The organism is Nocardia wallacei (genome assembly GCF_029868745.1).
Lineage (GTDB): Bacteria > Actinomycetota > Actinomycetes > Mycobacteriales > Mycobacteriaceae > Nocardia > Nocardia wallacei_B.
In genome coordinates this window covers 1-24771 of record NZ_JARWOP010000108.1, presented here as the reverse complement: position 1 = coordinate 24771, position 24771 = coordinate 1, and the positions used below count along the sequence as shown (strand labels likewise).

General features: G+C 68.8%; 19 protein-coding genes. 9 read left to right on the top strand and 10 right to left on the bottom strand.

Going from position 1 to position 24771, the window contains the following annotated elements:
* Positions 1-101 precede the first annotated feature (101 nt).
* Both dnaN and dnaA read right to left on the bottom strand, forming a co-directional pair.
* Complete coding sequence (gene dnaN, locus QH470_RS08240) at positions 102-1271, bottom strand: DNA polymerase III subunit beta (protein ID WP_280271677.1); 1170 nt, start codon at positions 1269-1271, stop codon at positions 102-104.
* 801 nt (positions 1272-2072) lie between these two features.
* On the bottom strand, positions 2073-3869 hold the full coding sequence (dnaA, locus tag QH470_RS08235; protein WP_280271676.1) for a chromosomal replication initiator protein DnaA: 1797 nt from the start codon (positions 3867-3869) through the stop codon (positions 2073-2075).
* Positions 3870-4430: 561 nt separating this feature from the next.
* Here dnaA and rpmH point away from each other — a divergent pair.
* From rpmH to QH470_RS08190, 9 genes are all read left to right on the top strand, one after another.
* Complete coding sequence (gene rpmH, locus QH470_RS08230; protein ID WP_280271697.1) at positions 4431-4574, top strand: 50S ribosomal protein L34; 144 nt, start codon at positions 4431-4433, stop codon at positions 4572-4574.
* 85 nt (positions 4575-4659) lie between these two features.
* A complete protein-coding gene (gene rnpA / locus QH470_RS08225; RefSeq protein ID WP_280271675.1) occupies positions 4660-5076 on the top strand; it encodes a ribonuclease P protein component in 417 nt (138 codons plus the stop codon).
* Positions 5073-5405: a membrane protein insertion efficiency factor YidD gene (yidD, locus tag QH470_RS08220; RefSeq protein ID WP_280271674.1), complete on the top strand. Its 333-nt coding sequence runs from the start codon at positions 5073-5075 to the stop codon at positions 5403-5405. The genes rnpA and yidD overlap by 4 nt, the downstream gene beginning before the upstream one ends.
* A 4-nt stretch (positions 5406-5409) precedes the next feature.
* Positions 5410-6525: a membrane protein insertase YidC gene (gene yidC, locus QH470_RS08215; RefSeq protein WP_280271673.1), complete on the top strand. Its 1116-nt coding sequence runs from the start codon at positions 5410-5412 to the stop codon at positions 6523-6525.
* Between the two features lie 110 nt (positions 6526-6635).
* Positions 6636-7229 (top strand): Jag family protein, encoded by a 594-nt coding sequence (locus QH470_RS08210; RefSeq protein ID WP_280271672.1) that lies wholly within the window; start codon positions 6636-6638, stop codon positions 7227-7229.
* A gap of 94 nt (positions 7230-7323) precedes the next feature.
* Positions 7324-8061 (top strand): 16S rRNA (guanine(527)-N(7))-methyltransferase RsmG, encoded by a 738-nt coding sequence (rsmG, locus tag QH470_RS08205; RefSeq protein WP_425302632.1) that lies wholly within the window; start codon positions 7324-7326, stop codon positions 8059-8061.
* Between the two features lie 908 nt (positions 8062-8969).
* The gene (locus QH470_RS08200) at positions 8970-9977 is read left to right on the top strand and encodes a ParA family protein (protein ID WP_280271670.1); all 1008 of its coding nucleotides are present in this window, start codon (positions 8970-8972) and stop codon (positions 9975-9977) included.
* Positions 9978-9981: 4 nt separating this feature from the next.
* Entirely contained in the window at positions 9982-10983 is a 1002-nt protein-coding gene (locus tag QH470_RS08195; RefSeq protein ID WP_280271669.1) for a ParB/RepB/Spo0J family partition protein, read from the top strand.
* Positions 10984-11211: 228 nt separating this feature from the next.
* Positions 11212-11952 carry a GNAT family N-acetyltransferase gene (locus QH470_RS08190; protein ID WP_280271668.1) on the top strand — a complete coding sequence of 247 codons (741 nt, stop codon included), beginning with the start codon at positions 11212-11214 and terminating at the stop codon, positions 11950-11952.
* Between the two features lie 16 nt (positions 11953-11968).
* Here the strand turns inward: QH470_RS08190 and QH470_RS08185 are convergent, their stop codons facing one another.
* The 8 genes from QH470_RS08185 to QH470_RS08150 form a co-directional block, all read right to left on the bottom strand.
* Complete coding sequence (locus tag QH470_RS08185) at positions 11969-13168, bottom strand: N-acetylmuramoyl-L-alanine amidase (protein WP_280271667.1); 1200 nt, start codon at positions 13166-13168, stop codon at positions 11969-11971.
* A gap of 288 nt (positions 13169-13456) precedes the next feature.
* Entirely contained in the window at positions 13457-13786 is a 330-nt protein-coding gene (gene trxA, locus QH470_RS08180; protein ID WP_280271666.1) for a thioredoxin, read from the bottom strand.
* Positions 13787-13821: 35 nt separating this feature from the next.
* Complete coding sequence (trxB, locus tag QH470_RS08175) at positions 13822-14808, bottom strand: thioredoxin-disulfide reductase (protein WP_280271665.1); 987 nt, start codon at positions 14806-14808, stop codon at positions 13822-13824.
* 75 nt (positions 14809-14883) lie between these two features.
* Positions 14884-15744 carry a hypothetical protein gene (locus QH470_RS08170; protein ID WP_280271664.1) on the bottom strand — a complete coding sequence of 287 codons (861 nt, stop codon included), beginning with the start codon at positions 15742-15744 and terminating at the stop codon, positions 14884-14886.
* A 147-nt stretch (positions 15745-15891) separates the two neighbouring features.
* Positions 15892-16488 (bottom strand): RNA polymerase sigma factor SigM, encoded by a 597-nt coding sequence (gene sigM / locus QH470_RS08165; protein ID WP_280271663.1) that lies wholly within the window; start codon positions 16486-16488, stop codon positions 15892-15894.
* Positions 16489-16732: 244 nt separating this feature from the next.
* On the bottom strand, positions 16733-20833 hold the full coding sequence (locus QH470_RS08160) for a murein biosynthesis integral membrane protein MurJ (RefSeq protein ID WP_280271662.1): 4101 nt from the start codon (positions 20831-20833) through the stop codon (positions 16733-16735).
* A gap of 724 nt (positions 20834-21557) precedes the next feature.
* Positions 21558-24122 (bottom strand): DUF6049 family protein, encoded by a 2565-nt coding sequence (locus QH470_RS08155; protein WP_280271661.1) that lies wholly within the window; start codon positions 24120-24122, stop codon positions 21558-21560.
* On the bottom strand, positions 24119-24670 hold the full coding sequence (locus tag QH470_RS08150; protein WP_280271660.1) for an NUDIX hydrolase: 552 nt from the start codon (positions 24668-24670) through the stop codon (positions 24119-24121). Before QH470_RS08150 ends, QH470_RS08155 begins: the two co-directional genes overlap by 4 nt.
* Positions 24671-24771 lie beyond the last annotated feature (101 nt).

The following is a 24771-nucleotide window of genomic DNA, read 5'->3' as shown; positions in this document are numbered from 1 at the left end:
AGAACCCGGCGCGGGGCCCGAGTTGTGATCGCGCCCAGAGTTTTTCACAGAGTTATCAACATTGTTCACAAGTCCCGGCCGCGACCGCGGGCCGCCAGGACTCAGCCCGGCAGGCGAACCGGCATCAGCAGGTAGGTGTAGTTGCCGGCGAGTGCGGCGAACGCGCCCGAGTCGAGTACCTCCGGCTCCTCCTCGCCGGTCGGGCACAGCACCGCGGGACGGCTGGGGGTGGTGAACCCGAAGGTCACCCGGTCCGAATGCAGCGCCGACAGACCGTCGTTGAGGTAGCCGGGGTTGAACGCGATGGTCAGCGGCTCGCCACGGAACTCGGCCTCGAGCCACTCCTCGGCGCGGCCCGCGTCGTCGCCGCCGGCCGAGAGCAGCAGTCCCTGCTCGGAGAACTCCAGCCGGACCTGGGCGCCGCGCTCGGCCACCAGGGCGACGCGCTTGATGGCCTCGATCAGCACGCTCACCTGCAGGGTCGCGATCGAGGTGTGCTCCTTGGGGAGCAACTGGCGGAACTTGGGGAATTCCGCGTCGAGCAGGCGGGTGGTGGTGCGGCGGCCGCCGTTGACGATGCCCAGCAGTCCGTCGGTGCCCGTGCCGAAGGCCAGCTGCACCGGAGAGTCGGAGGGGCCCAGCGTCTTCGCGGACTCCGAGAGCGTGCGTGCGGGCACCAGGACGGCCGTCTCCACGTCGTCGCGGCCCGGCTGCCATTCCAGGTGCCGCACCGCGAGGCGGAAGCGGTCGGTGGCCGCGAGTACGACCTTCGAGCCGTCGATCTCGACCCGGATGCCGGTGAGCATCGGCAGCGTGTCGTCCCGGCCGGCGGCGACGGCGACCTGGCCGACCGCCCCGGAGAAGACATCGACACCCAGCTCGCCGGTCTGCGGGGGCAGCTCGGGCAGCTGTGGATAATCCTCGACCGGCATGGTCGGCAGCGAGAATTTGGCGCTGCCGCAGGCGATCAGCACGCGGGTGCCGTCCACCGAGACGTCCACCGGCTTGTTGGACAGCGCCTTGGTGATGTCGGCCAGCAGGCGGCCGGAGACCAGCACCTGCCCGGGACCCGCCACCTCGGCGGCCACTCGCATCTGCGCGGAGACCTCGTAGTCGAACCCCGAGACCGTCAGCCCGTCCTCGCCCGCGACGAGCAGGACGCCGCCCAACACCGGAACCGGTGGGCGCGACGGCAGACTACGGGCCACCCAGGCGACGGATTCCGCGAAATCCTCGCGAGCGACCCGAAACTTCATGCTTGCAAGCTCCATCGCCCGGTATGTCCTCTCCCAGTCTCGATCGGTCGTGATCCGTTCGGCTCAGCGCCGGCTCATGCAGGGGTGTTCTGGAACGGTCACCCCGACTTCGAAGTCTGGCACAGGCGACCGACAACAAACCGTACCCGCGAGCGCGGCGATTGACTACGGCACCCCTCCCCCGGTGCGTCGCCTCGTGTCCGGGCGCCGATCTTCTCCCTGCCATTCGTTCGAATGCTGTCGAGCTCGCTGCCGCACCGTCGCGTCCCGAACCGAGTTTCCACACACCCTGTTTTGAAAGAAGTTATTGAAGGAGAAGAACTGAAGTAGTAGTAGGCGCTGTGGATTCTGTGGACTCCCCGCGAATCCGCTGCTCGGAGCGCGTGCCGCCATGGGGATGTCCGGCGGGTGACTCGAGGATGAACGGGGAGGCGCTGTGGAGGTTACGAATCTGTCCCACGCCCGTCCTCGAGTCGTCCTCGAGTTGTTCCATGCCTATGCCGGGTTTGTGCACATATGTGCGCAAAGTAGTGGACAACTCGAGGATTCCTCGAGGAGCTGACAGGGACTCCTCGAGGAATCCACAAGGACAACTCGGCATCGACGCAGGTCCGTGCCGGTGGACGGATCCGCCTGTGTGAACTGTGCACCGATGGCTGTGAGCGGCTCTGTCAACACCCCTGCCGCCGAACTGTGCGTAAACCGGTGGAGAACCATGGGATTCCTCGAGGACTCCCCAAGGATTCCTCGAGGAATCCACAGCACGAAAAAGCCGATCCACCCAGGTGAACGGGTGGATCGGCGTTGGGGAGTAAATCAGCGGGAGCGCTGCTTGATCCGGGCTGTTAGTTCTTGAACCTGGTCGTACACGCGACGGCGCTCGGTCATCTCCTTGCGGACTTTTTTCTCCGCGTACATGACCGTGGTGTGGTCGCGGCCGAAGGCCTGGCCGATCTTCGGCAGCGACAGGTCGGTGAGTTCGCGGCACAGGTACATCGCGATCTGCCGGGCCTGCGCCAGCGGCCGCGCCTTGCCGGGACCGGTGAGTTCTTCGAGTGTGGTGTTGAAGTACTCCGCGGTCACGGCCATGATCGTGGACGCGGTGATCTCGATGGTGGTGGTGTCGGGCATCAGATCCCGCAGCACCACCTCGGCCAGCGACAGGTCCAGCGGCTGCCCGTTGAGCGAGGCGAACGCCGTCACGCGGATCAGCGCGCCCTCCAGCTCGCGGATATTGCGCTCCACCCGGCTGGCGATGAGTTCCAGCACGTCGTGCGGCACGTCCAGCCGATCCATCCGCGCCTTCTTGCGCAGGATGGCGATGCGGGTCTCCAGCTCGGGCGGCTGCACGTCGGTGATCAGACCCCACTCGAACCGGGTGCGCAGCCGCTCCTCCAGCGTGGCGAGCTGCTTGGGCGGGCGATCGGAGGACACCACGATCTGCTTGTTCGCGTTGTGCAGCGTGTTGAAGGTGTGGAAGAACTCCTCCTGGATGCCTTCCTTGCCCTCGATGAACTGGATGTCGTCGACCAGCAGAATGTCGGTCTCGCGGTACCGGCGCTTGAATGCCACCTTGCGGTCGTCGCGCAGGCTGTTGATGAAGTCGTTGGTGAATTCCTCGGTCGAGACGTATTTGACCCGCATACCAGGGAACAGCCGCTGGGCGTAGTGCCCGGCGGCGTGGAGGAGGTGGGTCTTCCCCAATCCGGACGCGCCCCAGACGAACAGGGGGTTGTACGCCCGGGCCGGCGCCTCGGCGATGGCGACCGCGGCGGCGTGCGCGAAGCGGTTGGAGGCGCCGATGACGAACGTCTCGAAGGTGTACTTCGCGTTCAGGCTCGCGGCCGAGTTGGCCGGTGCCGTCGAGGTCGGCTCGGGGGACTTGTTGAAGTAGGTGGGCCACGAGTTGCGCACGTTGACGACCGGTTCGTCGTCGGGCCGCTCCTCGGCGGGGACGGGGCGGCGGGGCGGCGGGTCGTCCTGGTCCGAGGCGAAAAGGGAGTCCTGGTCCGCGGACCGGGGGCCGCCGACGGGGGTGGGCGGCAGGTCCATCTCCCGCCGCGGCGGGGCGTGACGCTCCGGGGCGGGATCGTCCGGCAATTCTCCGGCCACCGGCCGACCGGGGAACTGGGGCTGGGGATAGTCGGGCCGCGCGGGATAGTCACCTGGGGAGAGATAGCGCGGAGTCGGGTATTCGGACGCCGCCGGATACTCCGGTTGCGGTGGATAACCCACAGGTTCCCGGGGCGTCTCGCGGACCCGCTCCGGCCGGGAGGTGAGCCTGGCGTGGCGGGGCGGACCGGCGGGACGATCACCCGGCGGATTGGCCGGCGCGGCGATCCGGACGCCGAGTCCCTCCACCTGCGGGCCCAGCCGACGGGCCAGCGAGCGCAGGATCGGTTCGCGCAGATCGCGTTCGATAGCCTCCTGGGCGAGCGAGGACGGGACCGAGAGCAGAGCGAACCCCTGGGCCACCGTCAGCGGCTTGACCAGGCCCAACCATGCTTTCTGGGCGTTGGTCACCGGCGGGATGGCACCGTCTGCGGAACCGGTGGTGAGCTCGGCGACCACCTCTGGCCAGACGGCGGTCAACGCGTTCTGCTCGTCGTCCACGTACGTTTCCTCCCCGGAATAGGTAGATAGGAGCAGACGGTCGGACACCACCCGCGGATCCCCCCGCAGCGCGAGTGTCGGCGTGGCCGTCGGCCATACGAATATGCCACTCCAGGGGTCTTTCCACACAATTATCCACAGATGTGGAGAACCGCAGGGATGTGAGTCGCGCTGCCGTGTCCCCCAGGTCAGCGCCTCGACCAGCACTTCTACAGCTACCTTCTGGCTAAGTACCCTAGTGGGTGTGTCGAGACGGCGGCAAGGCCCGTTCACGGCCGTGTCGTTGGTCACCGCGGTACCGCTGCCGAGTCGGTCGGCGGTCGGGTACGGCGACCTATCGGCCGAGGTCAGTGGCCCGGCCGGGGTCACGGACCCCGGTTTGACCTGGCCCGAACCGGTAAGTACTCTCGTACAGTCACCCATTGACGCGGTGGCGGCTGCGTGCTGCCCGGTCCGCGATGGGTATTGCGCCGATGAGGACCTGGTCACTCATCGCGACAAGAGTTTCACCGACAAGCTTCGGGCGCCGAGGGGCGCCCACCAACTCGAGGAGTGTTGACCGTGGCCAAGGGCAAGCGGACGTTCCAGCCGAACAACCGTCGTCGTGCGCGGGTCCACGGCTTCCGCCTCCGGATGCGGACCCGTGCGGGCCGCGCGATCGTGACGGCGCGCCGTCGCAAGGGCCGCTCCCAGCTCACGGCCTGATTCATCGGCACCGGTATCGGCGTCATGTCCCGTTCGCCGTTCGGTTCGCCGTACCACGTCATCCGATACGCGCTCGGACACTCGGGTGTTGCCTGAGCCGTATCGGCTGCATCATCGTGCCGATTTCTCCCGGACGGTGCGGCGTGGCCGACGAATCGGGAGACGCGACCTGGTCGTGCACGCATTACTGCCGACCCCGGAGTGGACTGCTGCGGAGGGTGATCTGCCCGGCCCGGCGATCCGCCGTGGTGGTCCGCGCTTCGGATTGATCGTCAGCAAGGCGGTGGGCGCCGCGGTGGTACGTCACCGCGTGGCCCGCCGCCTGCGTCATATCTGCGCCCCGCTGGCCGCCGAGCTACCGGCGGAGGCGGACATCGTGATCCGGGCGCTGCCCGGCGCCGCGGCCGCCTCCTCGGCCGAACTCGACCGGCAGTTGCGCGCGGCGCTGCGCAAGTTCCTTCCGGACGGCGCGGACCCGGACGACTCGGGCAGGTCGTCATGAGGCGGGTCGCCCGGCTGCCGTCCGATGTGCTGATCTTCGTCATCGAGCTGTACCGGACCTACGTCTCCCCCACCCGTATGCCGGTGTGTCGATTCACTCCCACCTGTAGCGAGTACGCGGTGACGGCGTTGCGCACCCGGGGCCTGTTCGTCGGCCTCGGATTGACGGCCGTGCGATTGGTCAAATGTGCGCCCTGGCACCCTGGTGGGTGGGACCCCGTTCCGGAGCCGAAACGGAAAGGGGCAGCCGCCGATCAGCCGGCCGCGCAGCAGACTTGTAAGGGGTCGCCGCCCTCGGTGACCGGCGACACGACCGACGGGAGTGCATAGAGCCGTGCTCGATTTCATCTACTATCCGGTGTCCTGGATCTTGTGGTTCTGGCACCGAGTCTTCGGGTTCGCCCTGGGCAAGGACAATGGCCTCGCCTGGGCGCTGGCGGTGGTGTTCCTGGTGTTCACCCTGCGGCTGGTGCTCTACAAGCCGTTCGTCAAGCAGGTCCGCACGACCAAGCAGATGCAGGAGTTGCAGCCCCAGATCAAGGAGCTGCAGAAGAAGTACAAGAACGACCGCCAGAAGATGGCGCTCGAGATGCAGAAGCTCCAGAAGGACCACGGCTTCAACCCCCTGATGGGCTGTCTGCCGGTGCTGGCGCAGGTACCGGTCTTCATCGGTCTGTACCACGTATTGCGATCGTTCAACCGGACCGGCGGCAGTATCGGTGGCTTTGGCGGCGGCGGGAACATGTCCGCCTACGACAACGCGCACACGGCGAACTACGTCTTCAACGCCGACGATGTGCAGTCGTTCCTGCGGGCCCGCATTTTCGGGGCGCCCATCTCCGCGGCGATCACCTCGCCCAAGGCGCAGTTGGAGGCGTTCGCCGACTACGGCGGCATCCCGCACCTGGCGAACCTGGTGTACGTCGCGGTGCCACTGATGATCATCGCGGGCCTGGCGACCCACTTCAACGCGCGGGCGTCCGTCGCGCGGCAGAGCGCGGAGGCCGCGGCCAACCCGCAGGCCGCGATCATGAACAAACTGGCGCTGTGGGTGTTTCCGCTCGGCGTGATCGTCGGTGGTCCGTTCCTGCCCATCGCCATCCTGCTCTACTGGGTCGCCAACAACATCTGGACCTACGGGCAGCAGCACCTTGTCTTCGGCCGGATGGAGAAGGAAGAGGAGCAGAAGAAGCTGGAGGCCAAGGAGCGCCAGACCGCCAATGCTCCGAAGCCGGGCGCCAAGCCGAAGAAGAAGCAGCCGACCGCTCCGGCGGACGCGGCCGCCGACGCGCCCGTGGTCGAGGGCGAGACCGAAACGCCGCCCGCGACGCGCAACGGTTCGGGCGCGACCAAGCCGGGAAAGGCGACAGCTTCGTCCAAGCAAGGCGGACAAGGCAATCGGAAGCGATCCGGAAACCGCGGCCGCCCGAATCAGAAGCGACGTCGTTAGCGCACCCCGTCGGACGGGAGTGACGGATGCAGACGGCGTCGCCGGACACAGCTTCCCGGCGGGTGACCGCCGGACACGACGGATGACGCAGATTGAAGGAAACGACACACATGACTGTTGAAACCGACGGAGGGGACGCCACCGTGGCCCTCAGCGCAAACAGCACAACGATCGCGGACGAGCCCACGACCGACGAGTCGGATCCCGTCGCGGACGACGCGGCGGAGGGTGCGACCGACGCCGAGGAAGCGCTCATCGAGGAAGGCGAGATCGCCGGTGACTACCTCGAGCAACTGCTGGACGTCCTCGACTTCGACGGCGATATCGATCTGGACGTCGAGGGCGACCGCGCGGTGGTGAGCATCGACGGCGGCCGGGATCTGTCCAAGTTGGTGGGCCGCCGCGGCGAGGTGCTGGACGCGCTGCAGGAGCTGACCCGCCTGGCGGTGCAGCAGGCGACCGGTGTGCGCAGTCGGCTGATGCTGGACGTCGCCGGCTGGCGGGCGCAGCGCCGGGAGGAGTTGAGTTCGCTCGGCACCGATGCGGCGCAGCGTGTGCTGGATTCGGGTGAGCCGGAGTCGCTCCCCGCCATGACGCCGTTCGAGCGCAAGATCGTGCACGACGCGGTGGCGGAGATCGACGGCGTCGCCAGCGAGAGCGAGGGTGTCGAGCCGAACCGGCACGTGGTCGTGCTGCCGTCCTAGTGGCAATGGAATGTGTAGGGCCCCCGGTTCGCGGAACCGGGGGCCCTACCCTTGTGCGGGGTCGGGTTCTCGATCCGACGCCGAATCCGGAAGGATGTTTCACGTGGAACGAGGAAACGGTGTGACCGACCCGGAGTACTCCCCTCCCCCGGGCGCGGAGCCGGAACCGCCCGTCGCGGCGGAGCGGGTCTTCGGGGATCGACTGCCGCTGGCTCGGCGCTACTGCGCGGCGCTGGCGACCGCCGGTGTGGAGCGCGGCCTGATCGGCCCGCGCGAGGTGCCGCGGCTGTGGGATCGGCACATACTCAACTGTGCCGTGCTGGGCGAACTGATCCCCGCGTCCGCGACGGTCGTCGATATCGGCAGCGGCGCGGGCCTGCCCGGAATTCCGCTCGCGATCGCGCGGCCCGATCTGCGAATCACCTTGGTCGAGCCGCTGCTGCGCCGGACCATTTTCCTCGCCGAATTCATCGAGTCGGCGGGACTGAACGTGACGGTCGTGCGCGGCCGGGCCGAACAACCCGATGTGCGGAAGGTGGCCGGCGGGGCGGACGTCGTCACCTCGCGCGCGGTCGCTCCGCTCGCCAAGCTCGCCAAGTGGTCGCTGCCGTTGGTGCACGACCGTGGCCGCATGCTCGCGCTCAAGGGATCGAGCGCGGCGGAGGAACTCGAACGCGATCGCGATGATCTGGCTCGTGCGGGCGGCGGCAACGCGCAGGTGCTCGAGTGCGGCGCGGGGATCGTCGATCCGCCGACGGTCGTGCTGAGCGTCGAGCGTCTCCCCCGTGCCGAGCGCAGGGCTGAACGGAATCAGGCCAAGCGCCGACGGTGAACCCCACACTCAGTGCCTGACGATCGGGCTGTCGGCGCGCTGGCGCATGGGCGTTGTTTCACGTGAATCATTGTGCGGTTGTCGGGTTCGTCGGGTAGGGCCACTCGGCGATGAGTCGTTCTGCGGCGGTCGTTCTGTGATGAGTCGCTCTACGGCGGTCGTTCTGCGTCGAGTCGCTCTGCGGCGGTTGCTCTGCGTCGAGTCGCCCTGCGTCGAGTCGCCCTGCGGTACGCCTGCTCGGCAGTTGGCATCCGTGGGCTCGCCGCCGACCTTGGTTTCACATGAAACATGGCTGGCCTCATTGACAGAATCGCGAGCGATGTTCGTTCCCTCGTCAAGGACGGACCGGTGGTGCGGATGCTGTGCGCGAGAGACTGGCCCGGTGCGGATTCGGTGCGCGCGGGTCGTCGGCGAGCGCTTCATCGCCTGTCAGCCGGAAGACGGCTCGGCACACACCGTTTCGCTCGCACTCCTTGTTTCATGTGAAACATGGGCCGCGCCGGCCTCTGCGCTGGGTTCGTGTTTCATGTGAAACATGACGTCGACTCCCCCGCTGCAATCCGCCACGCCTCCCTGAGCGCCGCGCCATCCTCAGGTGTGTACGGACTTGGGGAGCAAGCCTTTCGGTCGTCTCGGGCGCGTTCGGGCCGCGCGATGGGATGTGAAACGTCTTCCGAGTAAGAAACTTTGCGTGTCGCGGTGTGATCGCAGCGGTTCAACTTCCGTATTGGGTCCGGTGCTGGCAAGCTAGGTGTCATCGAGCGTGAGCACAGATTTGCGGTGCCCGACAGGCTCGCCAGGATGGGCATCGGTCTCGATTCCGCTGTGCCGCGCTTCGTTTGCTCGAGCCGACGCGGCATCGATGCTGCTTGGGCACGTGTCTGAAGTTCTCGGGGTTAGGAGCCTGTATGTCGAACGGTCCAGCGAATGTTTCACGGGAAACAACGTCGCGGGTGCCCGGAATGCTGGACGGAAGTGGCTTCGATCTGGATCAGGCCCCGTTCGGAAGCATCTCCGCCGACACGCCCATAGCCGCTGAGGCGCAGCGCGCCAGTCAAGTACTGCATCCTGGTTCGATGACCATCCCCAAGCCGCGCGAACAACGCATCATCACCATCGCGAACCAGAAGGGTGGTGTCGGCAAGACCACGACCGCCGTGAATCTCGCCGCGGCGCTGGCGCTACAGGGGATGACCGTGCTGGTCATCGATCTCGACCCGCAGGGCAATGCCAGCACGGCGATGGGCGTCGAACACCACTCCGGTGTGCCCTCCAGCTATGAGCTGCTCATCGGCGAGGCGACCGTGCACCAGGCGATCCAGCGCAGCCCGCACAACGAACGGCTGCTGTGCATTCCGGCGACCATCGACCTGGCCGGCGCCGAGATCGAACTCGTGTCCATGGTGGCCCGCGAGGGCCGGCTGAAGGCCGCGATCCAGGAGGCGAACCTGGCGGGCTACGACATCGATTACGTGATGATCGACTGCCCGCCGTCGCTGGGCTTGCTCACCGTGAACGCGCTCGTGGCCGCCAAGGAGGTGCTGATCCCGATCCAGTGCGAGTACTACGCGCTGGAGGGCGTGGGTCAGCTGATCCGCAATATCAGTCTGGTGCAGGCGCATCTGAATCCGGAACTGCATGTGTCGACCGTCGTCCTCACGATGTACGACGGCCGCACCAAGCTCGCCGATCAGGTCGCCGAGGAGGTGCGCGGGCACTTCGGCGACGTGGTGCTGCGGTCGGTGATTCCCCGGAGCGTGAAGGTTTCCGAGGCGCCCGGCTACGGCATGACGGTGCTGGATTACGATCCGGGTTCCCGTGGTGCGATGAGCTATCTGGATGCCGGGCGGGAGATGGCCGCCCGGAGCGCTGTGGTGGGCACGGCTGGTGGAGTGAACGAGGAAAGGGGTCGGTAAGCCGATGAGTCAGGCGAAGAAGGGTGGACTGGGGCGCGGGCTGGCCGCGCTCATCCCGACCGGGCCGACCGACGTCCAGGGGCTCGGCAGCGCCGCCGCGAATGCCGTCATCGGCTTGGACCCGATCGGTCCGCATCCGGCCTCGGCGTATCTGCACCGGGTTCCCGACCCGGCCGGCGGATCCGACGCCGGAGCCGTCTATCGGGAGATTCCGCCGGACCAGATCGAGCCCAATCCCAAGCAGCCGCGCCAGGTCTTCGAGGAAGACGCGCTCGAGGAACTGATCCATTCGGTGCGCGAATTCGGCCTCATGCAGCCGATCGTGGTGCGCCAGTTGGAGTCCTCCCCTACCCCGCGCTACCAGATCGTCATGGGCGAGCGCCGCTGGCGCGCCTGCCAGGACGCGAAGCTGGAGACCATTCCGGCCATCGTCCGCGAGACCACCGACGACGCGATGCTGCGCGACGCCCTGCTGGAGAACATCCATCGGGTGCAACTGAATCCGCTCGAAGAGGCGGCCGCGTATCAGCAGCTGCTGGAAGAGTTCGGCGTCACCCACGAGGAACTGGCGAACCGGATCGGCCGATCCCGGCCGGTCGTCACGAATATGATCCGCCTGCTGAAGTTGCCGATCCCGGTGCAGCGGCGGGTCGCGGCGGGCGTGCTGTCCGCCGGGCACGCCCGTGCCCTCCTCGGGCTGGAGTCCGGCGCGGAGGCGCAGGAGAAGCTGGCGGAACGGATTGTCGCCGAAGGACTCTCGGTCCGGGCCACCGAGGAGGCGGTCACCCTCGCCAACCGGTACCCCGATGAGGAGAAGGAGCGGCGCCCCGCCGACCGCAAGCCCGTGCAGATGCCCGGTCTGGAGCGGTTGGCCGAGCGGCTCGCCGACTCCTTCGACACCCGCGTCACGGTGAGCATGGGCAAGAAGAAGGGCAAGATCGTCGTCGAGTTCGGCGATCTCGCCGATCTGGAACGCATCGTGAAAATGATGGAGCAGCAGAGCTAGGACGACGGGGTGTCACGGCCGAAAACCGCGCGATCAGCGGAGATACCGGACCCTGGCAGCGAAACGTCACTGTGACGGCGCCCTTCGCGGGCGCCGCGCTGCAATCCTGATGACAGCACAGCTATCGGAAATGAGGCGGTTCGCTTTGATCGCTTATTCTTGCTGGCGAGAAGATATTGATGCGGCGTGAGTGTGGATGAATCGGAAAGCTGGAGGCTGAGTAGAGCGGTGTCGACCAGCGTTACCGCACTTACCCTCGGCGGACTCGACAAGCTGCCCGCACACGCCCGGCGGTGCGTGTTCTGGGAGCTCGATCCCGCCGTGGCGGCGGACTCTCGTGAATTCAGCGACCCGGTCTTCGAGAAGGAGGCCTGGTTGTCCACCGTGCTGCTCGATTGGGGCTCGTGCGGTCAGATCGCATTGGTAGACGACCGGCCCGCCGGTTGCGCGCTGTACTCGCCGCCGAGCGCGGTGCCGCGGGCGACGTTGTTCCCGACGTCACCGGTCAGCCCGGACGCCGTGCTGCTGACCACGCTGCGGTCCGAACCGCCCTATCAGCACAACGACATCGCGACCAGGTTGATCAAGGCGGTGGTCGACGATCTGGTGCGGCGCGGCGTGCGGGCCATCGAGGCATTCGGTATTCGCCAGGACCCGTCCGCGACCGCGATGTCCACGCGATCGGTCACGTCCATGTTCCTGCTGGAGCGGATCGACTCTCCGGCGCAGGGCGTGCCGTCGTCGCCGCGGCGGCGATCCGATTCCGGGTGCTCCCCCGAGAGCTGCATGATCGACGCCGACTTCCTGGAGGACGTCGGATTCACCGTGGTGGCACAGCATCACCGCTTCCCGCGGCTGCGCCTGGAGCTCGACAGCGATCACTTCTGGAAGGAAGACGTGGAGCGGGCGCTGGATCAGCTGCTGGCGGCCGCGTCGGTGGAGTCGAAGTCGAGGGTGGGCTGCCCCTGAGACGAGCCGCGGCCGGCTACATCCGGTCGGCCGCGGCCAGCTCCTCGGCCAGCAGTTCGGCGAAAGTGTATGTGCCCGTGGGCTGATCGTCCTGGCCCAGCAGGTACAGCCGCTTGACCGAGATCAGGATCGCCTCGGCGATCACGTCGCGCATGCGCGGATTGGCCAGCACCGCCGCGTCGTATTCGTTGGTGAGGTAACCGATGTCGACCTGGACCGTCGGCATCTTGGTCAGCCGCAGCAGATCCCAGGTGCGCGGATGCGTCCGGCAGTCCTGCAGCGAGGTGCGGGCCACGATCTCGCGCTGGATGAAGCCGGCCAGCACCTGCCCGATCATCGACACCGAGCCGTGCGAATTGCCGAAGTGGAAGCTGGCGATGCCGTTGGCGAGCGGGCTGGGATTGTTCGCGCAACGCAGCGAGATCATCAGGTCGGCGTCGAAAGTGTTGGAGGTTTCGGCACGTTCGGCATCGGAGGGGTTGGCGCCCCACGGCCGGGACAGGAAGGTCTCCATGCCGGTGGCCGCCATCCGGCCTTCCAGGCGACTGGCCAGATCCCACAGGATCTCCGACTCGTAGACATCGCCGAACTCCGTGGGAACCGCGAAACCCTTGTCGGGCCCGCCCATTCCGGGATCGATGACGATCCGCTTGCCGGTCAGCTGCGGGCCCGCCCGGTGCACGACCTCCTCCTCCGCGATGCGGTGCGGGTTGCCGCCGGTGACGCGGGCGCCCAGCAGATCCAGCGAGCGTAGCGTGTCCGGACCGCAGATGCCGTCGGCGGACAGGCCGATCTCGCGCTGGAACGCGGTGAGGCCGTCGTGGGTGTGCGGGCCGAAATAGCCGTCTACCCGGTGCACATAGAAACCGAGATCCTGCAGGCGGCGCTGCAGCGTGGCCACGTCGTCGCCGTACAGCGGCGCCGACAACTGATAGATCAGCGTGCGCGCGCCGAGGCGGTAGGAGGCTTCCTTCAGCGCCCGGTACGTGGCCGGGCCGACGACGCCGTCCACGAGCAGCCCGCGATGTTGCTGGAAGGCGCGAACCGCGGAATCGAGATCGTGATCGAAGGCGGCGTCGGAATCCTTCCAGTACTCGCCGTTTCCGTCGGACCGGTCGGTCCCGTGGGGACGAAGGTGTAGAAACCCGAGACTTGCCAGAGTGCTCCGAACCTCAGCGACGGCTGGTCCACTATCGCCGTGACGAAGTCGGTGCATGCGTGAGAGCCCTTTCCTTCCGCCAATCCGGGTACCCACTCATACGACGGCTCACACCCTCGCACGACCGGAGCGTCGCTCGATTGTCTCAGACCCGGACCGAATTTCAGCAATCCTCCGAGTGCAGAGATCCTAACCCCCGACAGTGCGTCCGGGCCCGGAGACGGTAGCCCTGTGCAACTACCGAAAGCTGTTGTCAGCGCCGAAATACTACAGCGCCGATGCCGGGACTCGAAGGCGGACGCCCGCACCGCGGGTGAATACCGCCTCCGAAACCGGCCTACGTCGTCAGATGACGCCCTCGAGTTCGCGCAGCAGCGCGGCCTTGCCCTTGGCGCCGACGATGCGCTTGGTCTCCTGTCCGCCGGAGAACAGGATCAGCGTGGGCAGCGACAGGATGTTGTAGTCCTTCGCGGTGGTCGGGTTGGCGTCGGCGTCCACCTTGGCGATGGTGAGCTTGTCGCCGTGAGAGGCGGCGATCTCCTCCAGCACGGGGGCGACCATCTTGCACGGACCGCACCAGGACGCCCAGAAATCGACGAGGACCGGCTTGTCGCTGCCCAGCACGTCCTGCTGGAACGTGGCGTCGGTGACGGTCTTGGTGGCGGTGTCGGACATGGTGGTACTCCTCGGGCTTGCTATGACGAGAGTGATCAGTTGGCGGAGACTTCGACCGGCTGACCGGCGTGATCCAGGGTGTTGGAGGTGATGTCGCCCTTGTCGGCGAGCCAGCGCTCGGCATCGATGGCCGCGCGGCAGCCGGTGCCGGCGGCGGTGATGGCCTGGCGGTAGGTGTGGTCGACCAGGTCGCCGACGGCGAATACGCCCTCGACCGAGGTGGCCGTCGTGGGCTCCCGCACCAGCACGTAGCCCTCGCCGTCCAGGTCGACCTGGCCGCGCACCAGTTCGCTGCGCGGATCGTGGCCGATGGCGACGAACAGGCCGGTCGCGGCCAGCTCGGAGGTCTCGCCGGTCTTGGTGTCGCGCAGGGTGAGGCTGGTCACGCTGGTATCGCCGTGCACCCGGGTGACTTCGGCATTGGTGACGAAGCGGATCTTCTCGTTCGTCTTGGCGCGGTCCAGCATGATGCGCGAGGCGCGGAACTCCTCGCGGCGGTGCACGATGGTGACGCTGGCGGCGAACTTGGTGAGGAACGTCGCCTCCTCCATGGCCGAATCGCCGCCACCGACGACCACGATGTCCTGGCCCTTGAAGAAGAAGCCGTCGCAGGTGGCGCAGGCGCTCACGCCGCGGCCGAGCAGCTCCTGCTCCCCCGGCACATTCAGGTAGCGGGCCGCCGAACCCATGGCCAGGATGATCGCGTAGGCCTGGTAGGTCTCGCCGCCGACGGTGACGGACTTGATCGGACCGGACAGGTCGATCGCGTCGACGTCCTCGGTGCGGATATCGGCGCCGAAGCGTTTGGCCTGCTCGCGCATCTCCTCCATCAGGTCGGGGCCCATGATGCCGTCGCGGAAGCCGGGGAAGTTCTCCACCTCGGTGGTCGTCATCAGGGCGCCGCCGAACTGGGTGCCTTCGAACAGCAACGGTTCGAGTTCGGCCCGGGCCGCGTAGACCGCGGCGGTGTAGCCGGCGGGGCCGGAGCCGACGATGATCAGATCGCGAACAGGGGTGTTCATGGGGCCCTTCCGAGGAGTGTGTCAGCAGGCTTGTGGATCAACAACAGCCTAAACGCTGTTGTTCCCTGCCCCGCCTCAGCCGATGTCGCGCTGATCGAGCAGCTGCGCATCTCCAGGGCCGCAACCCGTTCCGACGACCAGGGCGGTGATCTTGGGCGGCTGCGGGCCGGTGAGGATGATCACTACCGCCGGAGCGCCGCGGAAGGTGACGTTCATCGAGCCCAGCACGGGCCGTTCGTATCCGGCCGCGGCGATGCAGCCCGTCATGGCGCCCGGGACGGCCAGCGGGCCCGTCACATCGTTGCGGCCGATGGCGCTCAGCAGTGTCGCGGTGGGGAGGTCCTCGTCGAGCGGGGGCGGTGTTTCGTTGGTGGGCAACGCTTTCGGGGCCTCGTCGGGGCCGCGGACCGCATCGATCGCGATCAGGGTGCCCGCCAGGACCGCCACGGCCGCGGCCGCCGCGGTGAGCCATTGCCAGCGCCGCGATCGCCGGGCGTCGAGTCGGATCGGCTCGAGCGGCTCGGACAACTCGGGCGACTCGGGCGCGTGCTCGTCGGACAGCGCGGGCATGGGGCGCGTCGACGGCGTGTCCGCGGGATCGGCCGATACTCGGCGCGGGGGCAGCGGGTGCACGGTGGCCAATTGCTCGGCGGAGGCGGGCTCGCCGGGTTGCTCGCCGCGGGAGAGATCGTCGAGCAGGCTGTCCAGGCGGGCGGTGACATCGGGCGGCATCTCGTGCAGGATGCGCGAATCCTGGCCCAGCGCTTGCAGTTCCGCGGTGACATCGTCGAGCGAGCGCAGGAAGCGCAGTGACTCGGGATCCTCGCGAACCTGGGGCCACAGCTGCTCGGACAGCTCCGGGGAGACATTGTCGGCATGGAGGTCGGCCAGCAGGTCGGTCGAGAAAGGCGGCTGCGGCACCGGGCGGGCTGCCATCGCGCCTCCTGTCTCTTCCTCACCGACTCGCGACCCGGGCCGGCGTCGCCGGTCGGCTTCGCCCTTGTCGTCCATCGCCTCTCCGGGTCGGGCCTGCTGCGGCCGGGTAAAGGGTTTTCGTTCGTCTCTAGTAATGACGCATCTCGACTACGTCCGGTTCCCCGGATCATGCAGGAATTCCAACTCTTGCTGCAGCCGCTTGCGCCCGCGGGAGCACCGGCTCTTGATGGTGCCCTCGGCGACGCCCAGCAACTGCGCGGCTTCCGCCACGGTATACCCTTCCATGTCTATCGCGACAAGTGCGGCGCGCTGGTCGTCGGGCAGTCGGAACAGCGCGGCGTCGACCACCATGGAGATCTCGCGGTGCGCCATGTCGTCGCGCTCGACCGCGGGCTCGGGCATCCCCTCCTCCGACAGCGAGACGCTGTAGCGAGCCTTGTTGCGGCGCATCCGGTCCAGGCAGGCGTTGACCACGATGCGGTGCAGCCAGCTGCGGACCTCCGCGTCACCGCGGAAGCGGGCGGCGTTGCGGTGGGCCGACAGCAGGGCGTCCTGGAGGCAGTCGGCGGCGTCCTCGGGCGTGCGGCAGGTGCGCAGCGCGAGCTGCCAGAGATGGTTGTAGTGGCGGCGGAACAGCACCCGGAAGGCGTCGCGGTCGCCGTCCACGTGTGCGCCGAGCAACTCGCGGTCGGTGGCCTCGTCGAGATCGAGCGGCCGGCGCCGGACGGCAGATGACTCGGACATCCCCCCGTTGGAGCGCTCGACCGCATCAAACGACAACACAAACCCCTCGGATCAGCGCTCACGATGCCCATGCCGGCTCACTGCGGCACCGCGCCCACGGGCGAGGCATCACCACAAATTCCGCGTCGTCCAGGACCGAGGAAACCAGATCCCGGGAAGCTCCCCTGCTGAGAGCGCGGTGTGAATCATATCGGCTGTCTGAGATGAGCAGCAAGCAGAGCGGGAAATGCGACGGCGGCGGCCGTCAGGGAGTCGCCTCGTAGCGGATATCGGCGATCGACGTCTGGAACTGGCCGCCGGAGTTGGCCAGGCTGGTGATCCAGATCAACACGTAGCGGGCCGGCTGGCCGTCGCGCAGCGGGATCTCGGTGGCGCCGTCGGCCAGGGTGGCCTGGCCGATCAGCTGCGTCTGGTCCAGCGTGGGCGTGGCGGTCGGCGAGGTGCGGACCTCCACCACCGTGCCGGGGCTGGGCGAATCGATGACCACCTGGTTCAGCTTGCTGGGGCTGCCGAGGGTGGTCATGACCCCGATGCCCTTCTTCAGCGCGGGGAACTGCTGGAAGTACTGGTCGGTGTGCCAGACGCTGGTCGGGTTACCGTCCAGCACCGAGTTGACGGCCGCCGGACTGTCCGGCGTGCCCTCGGGTGAGAACACCGTCGCCGCGGTGGGCCGCACCGGGACGGTGCCACCCGGCGCCGCCGGTGCCTCCGGCGCGCCCGCACTCGGATTCACCGGCGCCACACTGGCGGTGGTGAGCCCGAGTTTGCGCTGCTCGTTGAGTGGCGCCTCGGCGTCGCCGGGCGCGAAGATGCTCAGCAGCCACCAGATGATGACGCCGACCACGAGCGCCGCGAGGACGCCGAGCCCGACGAGAATCCACATCATCCGCTGCGACCGCTCCTTCTCCGCGGCGAGCAGTTCCGGATCGGCCAGCGACTCGTCCGGCGCGCTCGTCGCCCGCTGGCCCAGCCGCAGCACCGGGATGAAATCGGTCTTCTGATCCACCACCGAGGCCTGCTCCAGCACGTGCTGGACGGTGGCCGCCGTGCGCACGCCCTTGTTCGACTCCAGCGAGCGCACCGCGACCGCGGAGATCTCGAACGGGGTCTCGGGGCGGATCTGGCGCGGCTCCACCGGGGTGCCGTCGGCCCCGAAATCGGCGAGCCGCAGTCCGCCGACCGTGGCCGCCGCGCCGCTGACACCGCCGGAGCGGATCGGCCAGCGAGCGGTGATCAGGGCGTACAGCATCGCGCCGAGACCGCGCACGTCGGACTGGGCGTCGGCATCGGACAGCGTGCCCGGGAAGGCCAGTACGGCGTCGCCGGAGGCGCTGATCCGGACCCGGTCGGGATGGTCGATGGATAGCGAGCCACCGCCGCGGTGGGCGAGTTCTGCCGCGGCGGCCAGGGCGCGGATCGAGCGCGCGGCGCCGATCGGCGACGGCCGCGTTTCGGCCATCTCGCGCAGCGACCGGCCGGGTGTCCACTCGGCCACCACGATGCCGCCGGAACTGCCGCGGACCACGTCGAGCACGCGCGCCAGACCGGGCGAATTGATCCGCCCCAGACGCAGCGTGCGGGACAGGATGGCCTGCGGTCCGTCGTGACCGGAGTTGTCGGACGCCGTCTGATCGGCGTCGACGAAGGTCAGCGCGACCTCGCGGTCCAGCTTCACATCCAGCGCCTGCCAGAACCGCAGGCCGCGGGCCCCGCCGTGGTCGGCGAGCAGGCGGTAGCGGCCACCGGCCACCGAGGCGCCCGGCATCAGCTTCGGACCGCGCTGAGCGCGCCGCGACGGCGGCTCGACCCGCATCGGCGGCATCTCGGGAGAGCCGACCGGGGCCATCATGCCGGTGTCGTAGGCGGGATCGCGCGGCGGCAGCGACTGCTCGCCGCCTACCTCCGATACCTCCGACTCCGCATCGGGCGGCTGGGCCGCGGCTCGCTCGGCGTCGCCGGGGTCCGCAGCGCGACCGGCCGGGGCCTGCCCGGGCGGGACATCGTCGGTGCGCACTGCGCCTGCCGGATCGGCAGGGTCGGCGGCCGGGACGCCGCCCGCCGCGTCGTCGCTCACCCTCGTGCCTCCTTCGCCCTGGTGTGTCGAAGTTCGATAAGTCGGCGTCGCACCGGGGACGTCGCCGACTCGACCGGCCTCCGACTCCGCACGGGTACCGGCCTCGCCGGCCCCGCGGGTGCCGGTACCGGCGTTTGCGTTTCTCTGCGGAACAGGGTACGGGAACTCACTCCCGCCGGTGCGGTCAACGGCCCCTGGCCGGATAACAGGTAGGACCATGGTCTGCTGGCTGTCCAGATATGGGTCGTACCGGTAGTAGTAGTGCGCGTCGAAATCGGGCCGCGGCAGCACCGTGGTGTCGTGCATATCCGCGTCGCCGTCTTCCAAACCGAGGTCCGGGGCGGGCGGCGTGAGGCCGAGTCGCCGCGAGATCGCGACGGTGATGGCCACGATCTCCGGGATGCCCGCCAGGCGCATCAGCCCGAAGGCGATGCCGAACATGACGATGGCGTCCACGGCCACGCGGAACAGCGCGCCGATGCCGTGATGCAGGTTCGACAAGCCGATCACCTGATCGATGATCAGCGCCACCGCGGCGCCGGCCACCGAGGCCAGCACCACGCGGGTCACGGTGCGGCCGACATTGGCCATCCGCAGATCGCCCAGGCTCTGGTGCAGCAGGTAACCGCCGATCACGGCCCCGACGGCGTATCCGAGACCGGTGGCGACGCCCAGCACGATCACGACCTGCTCGGCCGAACTCGCGATCATCGGCGCCAGCGCCGAGAACAGCACCTTGACCGTGGTGATGCCGAGGACGATCCAGGTCGGCGTCCACACCTGCTCGCGGGCGTAGAACACCCGCAGATGGATCAGCACCAGCGCGTACGGGATGAGCGTGAACGCCGACCAGCTGACCGCCTGTCCGAGCCGCTCGGCATCCTCGGCGAAACGCGCGTAGCCGAACAGCGCCTCGCCGACCTGCGGACCGGCCATCGTCAGGAAGGTGACGACCGGGATCAGGGCGATCATGGTCAGGCGGGTCGCCACGGACAGGTCGTCCACCACGGCCGGCGTGTCGTCGGCGGCGGCATTGCGGCTCAGCCGCGGCATGATCGCGGTGAGCAGGGTGACGCCGAGAACGCCGTATGGCAATTGCAGTAGCAGCCAGGCGTTCTGGTAGATGGTCGGACCGGCGGCGTCGGCGTGCGAGGAGATGTTGTTGGCGATGATCATGCCGACCTGGCTGATCAGCACGTAGATGATGATCGCGGCGGCCATCGCGCCGAACTGCTTGAGCCGGGCGTCGAGTCCCCACAGCGGGCGCAGGTCGATATTGTTTCGGCGGATGGCGGGTAGCAGGCTCACGGCCTGTGTGATGACGCCGAGCGTCACGCCGACGCCCAGCAGCAGCAGCTTCGGATCGCTCATCCGCACCGGGTCGAGGGTGATTTCGCCCGGTGAGAGGGCGTAGAGCGCCAGCACCACCAGCACGACGATGTTGTTCATGACCGGCGCCCAGGCGCCCGGCTTGAACGCGCCTCGGGTGTTGAGCACGGCCGTCAGCAGGGCCGACAGACCGTAGAACAGGATTGCGGGCAACAGCAGATATGTCAGCGCCGTGGTGAGCGTGGTATTCACCTTGCCGTCCGACGAGACGAATACGTGCGTCGCCAGAATCGGCGCGGCCGCCACGGCGAGCACCGTCGCGAACAGCAGGATGGTGGCCGCCGCGGTGACCAGGCGGCGGACGAAGGCCGCGCCCCCGTCGGCGTCCTCCTGTTCCGCGCGGACCAGGGTCGGCACCACGATCGCCGTCAGCACCGCGCCGAGCACCAGCTCGGCGATCATGTTCGGCATCAGGCTCGCCGACGCGAAGGCGCTGGCGATCGCCGGACCGAGCACGGTCACCAGCAGCAACTGCTTGCCGAAACCGGTGATCCGGCTGATCAACGTGGCGATCGCGATGGAGCCGGAATCGCGGACCAGACGGCTGTTGGAACTCTCCCGCCGCGCGACCGGCTGCGGCGCGGTGCGCGGCGGAGCCGAGCGGGCGGGCCGGGATTCGCGACCCGGCGGCGCGGACGAGCGCCGGACCGGCGGACGCGCGTCGGGATGCCGGGCGGCCGGGTGCCGGGTGTCGGGGCGCCCGGAGCCGGGATGCCGTGGATCGGCGTACCCGGAGTCGGGGTGTCGCGGATCGGCGTGTCCGGATTCGAGGTGCCGGGCGTCCGCGTGCCGGGCGTCGGCCGGTAGGTCGCGTCGCGGGATCTTGTGGGTGGGTCCGTCGATCGGGTCGACGGGTTGCGGCCGCCGACCGGGCGGCGGCACAGGACGTCCCGAGCCCGGCGGCATGTTCCGGCGCGGCGGCTGCCCCGATTGCGGTGCGACAGGACGGCCGTCGGGCGTCGGCTGATGCGCGGCGGGGCGTCGTCCGTCGACAGGCGGTTGTTGCGTGGCGGGTCGTCCGTCGTGCGGCGGTTGTTGCGTGGCTGGGCGGCCCTCGTGAGGCGGCTGCTGTGGGACGGGTCGGCCGTCGTGCGGCGGTTGTTGTGCGGCTGGGCGGCCGTCGGGGGGTGGCATTCGGCGCGACGGGCCGTTCGGGGGGATCCGGCCGTTGGGTCCGTTGGGTGGCGGCGCCGGGCGTGCGGGGTTGCCCGGGGGCACGCGGCGCGCCTGGTCGTTCGGCGGGACTCGCCGCATCGGACCGCTGGGCGGCAGCTGCGGGTTCTGGCCCGGGGGTACCGGCGGGATCGGACCGCTCAGCGGCACCGGACGGCGCGGAGCCGGCCGACCGGGATGTCGCGGATCGGCCGGTGGGCCGTCGGCCGGCGGGGCCGGGTGCGGCCGGTTGCGCTCCCACGGCGCCGCGGGAGCGCGCCGGGGCGGCGGGTCGTCGTCGGCGGGACCTGTTGCGCGAGGGCGGTTGTCGTATTCACTCACCGCGCCCCCAGGGTCGACGGGACCCGCGCGGGTAGCCGGCGAACGGCACCCGGCCGAAGGTGCGACGGAATGCCCCGTGCGGCGGTGCTCGGGTAGTCCGAGCCGGCGTCGCTCATGGTCCCTCCTGTCGCTGCAGCACCCGCTTCCGCGCGCGCAGGTATCGGTTCAGCCTGCGCCGCTTCCCCGGGTCCAACCCCTCGTCGGCCGGATCGGGCTTTCCCCGGAACCGGCGCCACAGACGGCGACCGGCCAACAGGAACAGCAGTGCACCGGCACATGCGGTAATTATCGCCAACGCTTGACCGTATGCGTTGGACCGCACCGAGACCGACGTGGCGTTGCCGAGCGGGATACCGTCCGGTGTGGTAATGGAGATCGGGATCACCAGATTACGGCTGTCGCTCACCTGCGTGGGGATCTGGAACGACCGAGTCCCCTCCGCCGGCAATTGCTGCTCGCCGATGTCGGTGATGTTCGTCTCGGCGGGCGCGCCGATCCGGAACCGGATCCGGATCGCGACCGGAAGTTCGTTGCGCGCCACCAGCAACAGCGGACTCTGCTCGGAGGCGAGCGTGTACACGCCGCCCGGCGGCAGCACGGTGACCGAACGATAGAGATTGTCCATCGTGCGGGTGACCTGGTCGACGCGGCGCTGCGCGGCGGTATCGGCCTGGGTGCCGGTCGCGGTCCGGTCCGACATGGTCAGCGCCCGCACCAGATCGTTGCGCAGCGGCGTGACGAAGGTGCGCGGCGTCGGCTCCTGCTGCGGCACCTCGACCAGCGCGCCCATCAGATCGGTGATGCGCCGCGCCTGCTCCTGAATCGGCGCGATGAACTGGTCGGGCACCGCGGCCGCGGCGGCCCCGGCACGGTAGTGCACCTCGAACGGCTGCGGATCCGGCGGCAGCGCCAGCACGTCCTGGAACGAGCGCGGCGTCGCGAGCCCGCCGCGGAACAGCAGATCCAGCTGGCCGAGCAGGGCGGTCGCCTCGTCGCGACCGGCGCCCCACTGCTGCGGCGGCATGAACAGCACCGACCGTGGCCGCTCGGCCTGCGGGTTCAGGGCCGACCACGACACCGCGCCGAGCGCGTCCTGCAAACGGGCCGCCCGGGAGTCGTTGGTCACCTCGTAGCGCACGCCGTCGGGAGTGAACGGCGGCGTCGGCGGATTGGAGCCGACCGCGGCGAGCGCAGTGGCCGACCAGGTATCGAATGTGACTGCCCGCAAGCCGCCTTCGGCCTGCGTCGCGGCCGGGCCGCTCGCCGGTGCCGTAATGCCCGGCAGGCGAACGAGTTCCGGGCTCGGCACGTCGGTCTCCGCGGTCACCGACGCGGTGCTGCGGACCCGCGCGCTCTCGGAGCGCGACAGCTCCGAACCCGTTGCGGTGTCGAGCGAACCGGCCGGCGCCACGGCGTTGTCGGCGAGCACCGCGGTGTTGTAGCCATGCCCGGCGAGCAGGGTCGCGCCGTCGCCGTCGAGGCTGCCCGACGCCGGCAGGCTCACTCCGCGCACCGATTTCACCGACAGCAGCGAATCCACGATGTCGGCCGGCGCATCGATCGCGCGGGTGGTCAGTTCGGGATCGTGCACCGCGGCCAGCGCGCCGATATCGACCTGCGCGAACGGCAGCGCGACCGTGCACATCGACGGCGCCAGCGTGCGCAGCCGGTCCAGCCAGGACTGGGCGGCGCCGGAACCGGCGCCGTCGCGCGTCGGACCGTCCGGATCCGACGGGCTCGCCAGCACCCGGTAGCCATCGATCATGTCGGACACCGTCAGCAGCAGATCGGGATCGACGGCCAGGCAGATCGCGCCCGTGAGGCCCGGCCCCGACCGCGCCGGATCGCGCGCCGAATCCGGGCGCAGCGTCGACTCCAGCGCGGACAGCAGCTGATCCAGCCGCCCGCCCGGCGCCAGCTCGCCGGCCAATTCGTCGTCGGTCAGCAGATCCTCGCCGTCGACCGAGCCGGGAATGCCGCCGACCCGCCGCGGCCGATCGGCCAGCGGCCACACCATGGTGGTCGCCACCGGCGCGTCGGTCGTCGGCGGAACCGCCTGTGCCCCGCCGTCTTTCGTATCGGTCGAGGTCGGCGGCAACCCCACCACGGGCAGCAGGAAACGGGCGTCGTCGAGCCGGGCCTGATTGCCGTACGCCGGTTCGCCGTTGACGTTCAACAACAGCGGATACACCCCGGGGTCGGTGATATCCAGCGAGGACGTGATCGGTGCGGCGCTACTGCCGCCGGTGCCCTCCCGCACCCCGACTCGCAGCGTGAACTGCTTGCGCTGACCCGGACTCAGCCGCTCGGTGACATCCTGGAACGGGCCGACGAGGTCGTAGTTGATCTGATCCAGCCGCAACGTCGAACGCAGCCCGCTGGGCGCGGTGATGGCGCCCGCGCGCTGGATGCGCACACTCACGTCGTCGACGGCGCGGTCGCCGATATTGGTGACCGTACCGGTCACCGTCAATACCGAATCACTGCTCGTGGTCACGGTATTCGGCGCCACCGAATCGAGAGTCAACTTGACGAACTTCGGCGCCGCGGTCGCCGAGCCGCCGCTGTCCGACGGCTGCGCCCCCGCCGGCCCGGTCGACGGTGCGGCGAGCACCCCCAGCGCCAGCGCGATGAGCATCGGCACCCAACGGCGTCGATTGTTGCCCGCACGCGTCATTGTCTGCCGTTCTCCATCCGGTCGATCAGGCGGTTCGCGACCTCCGCCAGCCGGCGCTCGTCGGCATAGGCGAGCCGGGTGTCGAGTTCGCTCAGCGGCACCCACGCCACCTTGGTGACCTCGACGTCGGCATCGGACAGCTCACCGCCCACCGACCTCATCAGATAGTGGTGCACGGTCTTGTGTACCCGGCGACCGTCGGTGACGAACCAGTAGTCGATACTGCCCAGCTCGGCGACGACCACCCCGTTGATGCCGGTCTCCTCCTGGACCTCGCGCACGGCCGTCTGCTCGGCGGTCTCCCCCTCCTCGATATGTCCTTTCGGCAGCGACCACAGTAACCGACCCCGCCGGTCGGTGCGCCCGATCAGTGCCGCGCAGCGCTGGTCACCCGGGCCGTCCAGACCGTCGACGACCAAGCCGCCCGCGGAGGTTTCCCGGACCGTGCGCATGCGTGGTTTGCCCCTGCGGGGGTCCGCCGCATTGCCGGCCGAACCGCGGCGCCGGGGCTGGCGACGTCGACTGTTCGCGCGATCGGCCGGAGACACTGCGTCAGTCTAGCTGGGTCTAATTGCGCCGCCTTCGGCGTCGCGGGGTTTGCGGCGCCCTGTGGCTCGGTTTTCGGCGGCCTCCGCTCGCTCCTTCGTCG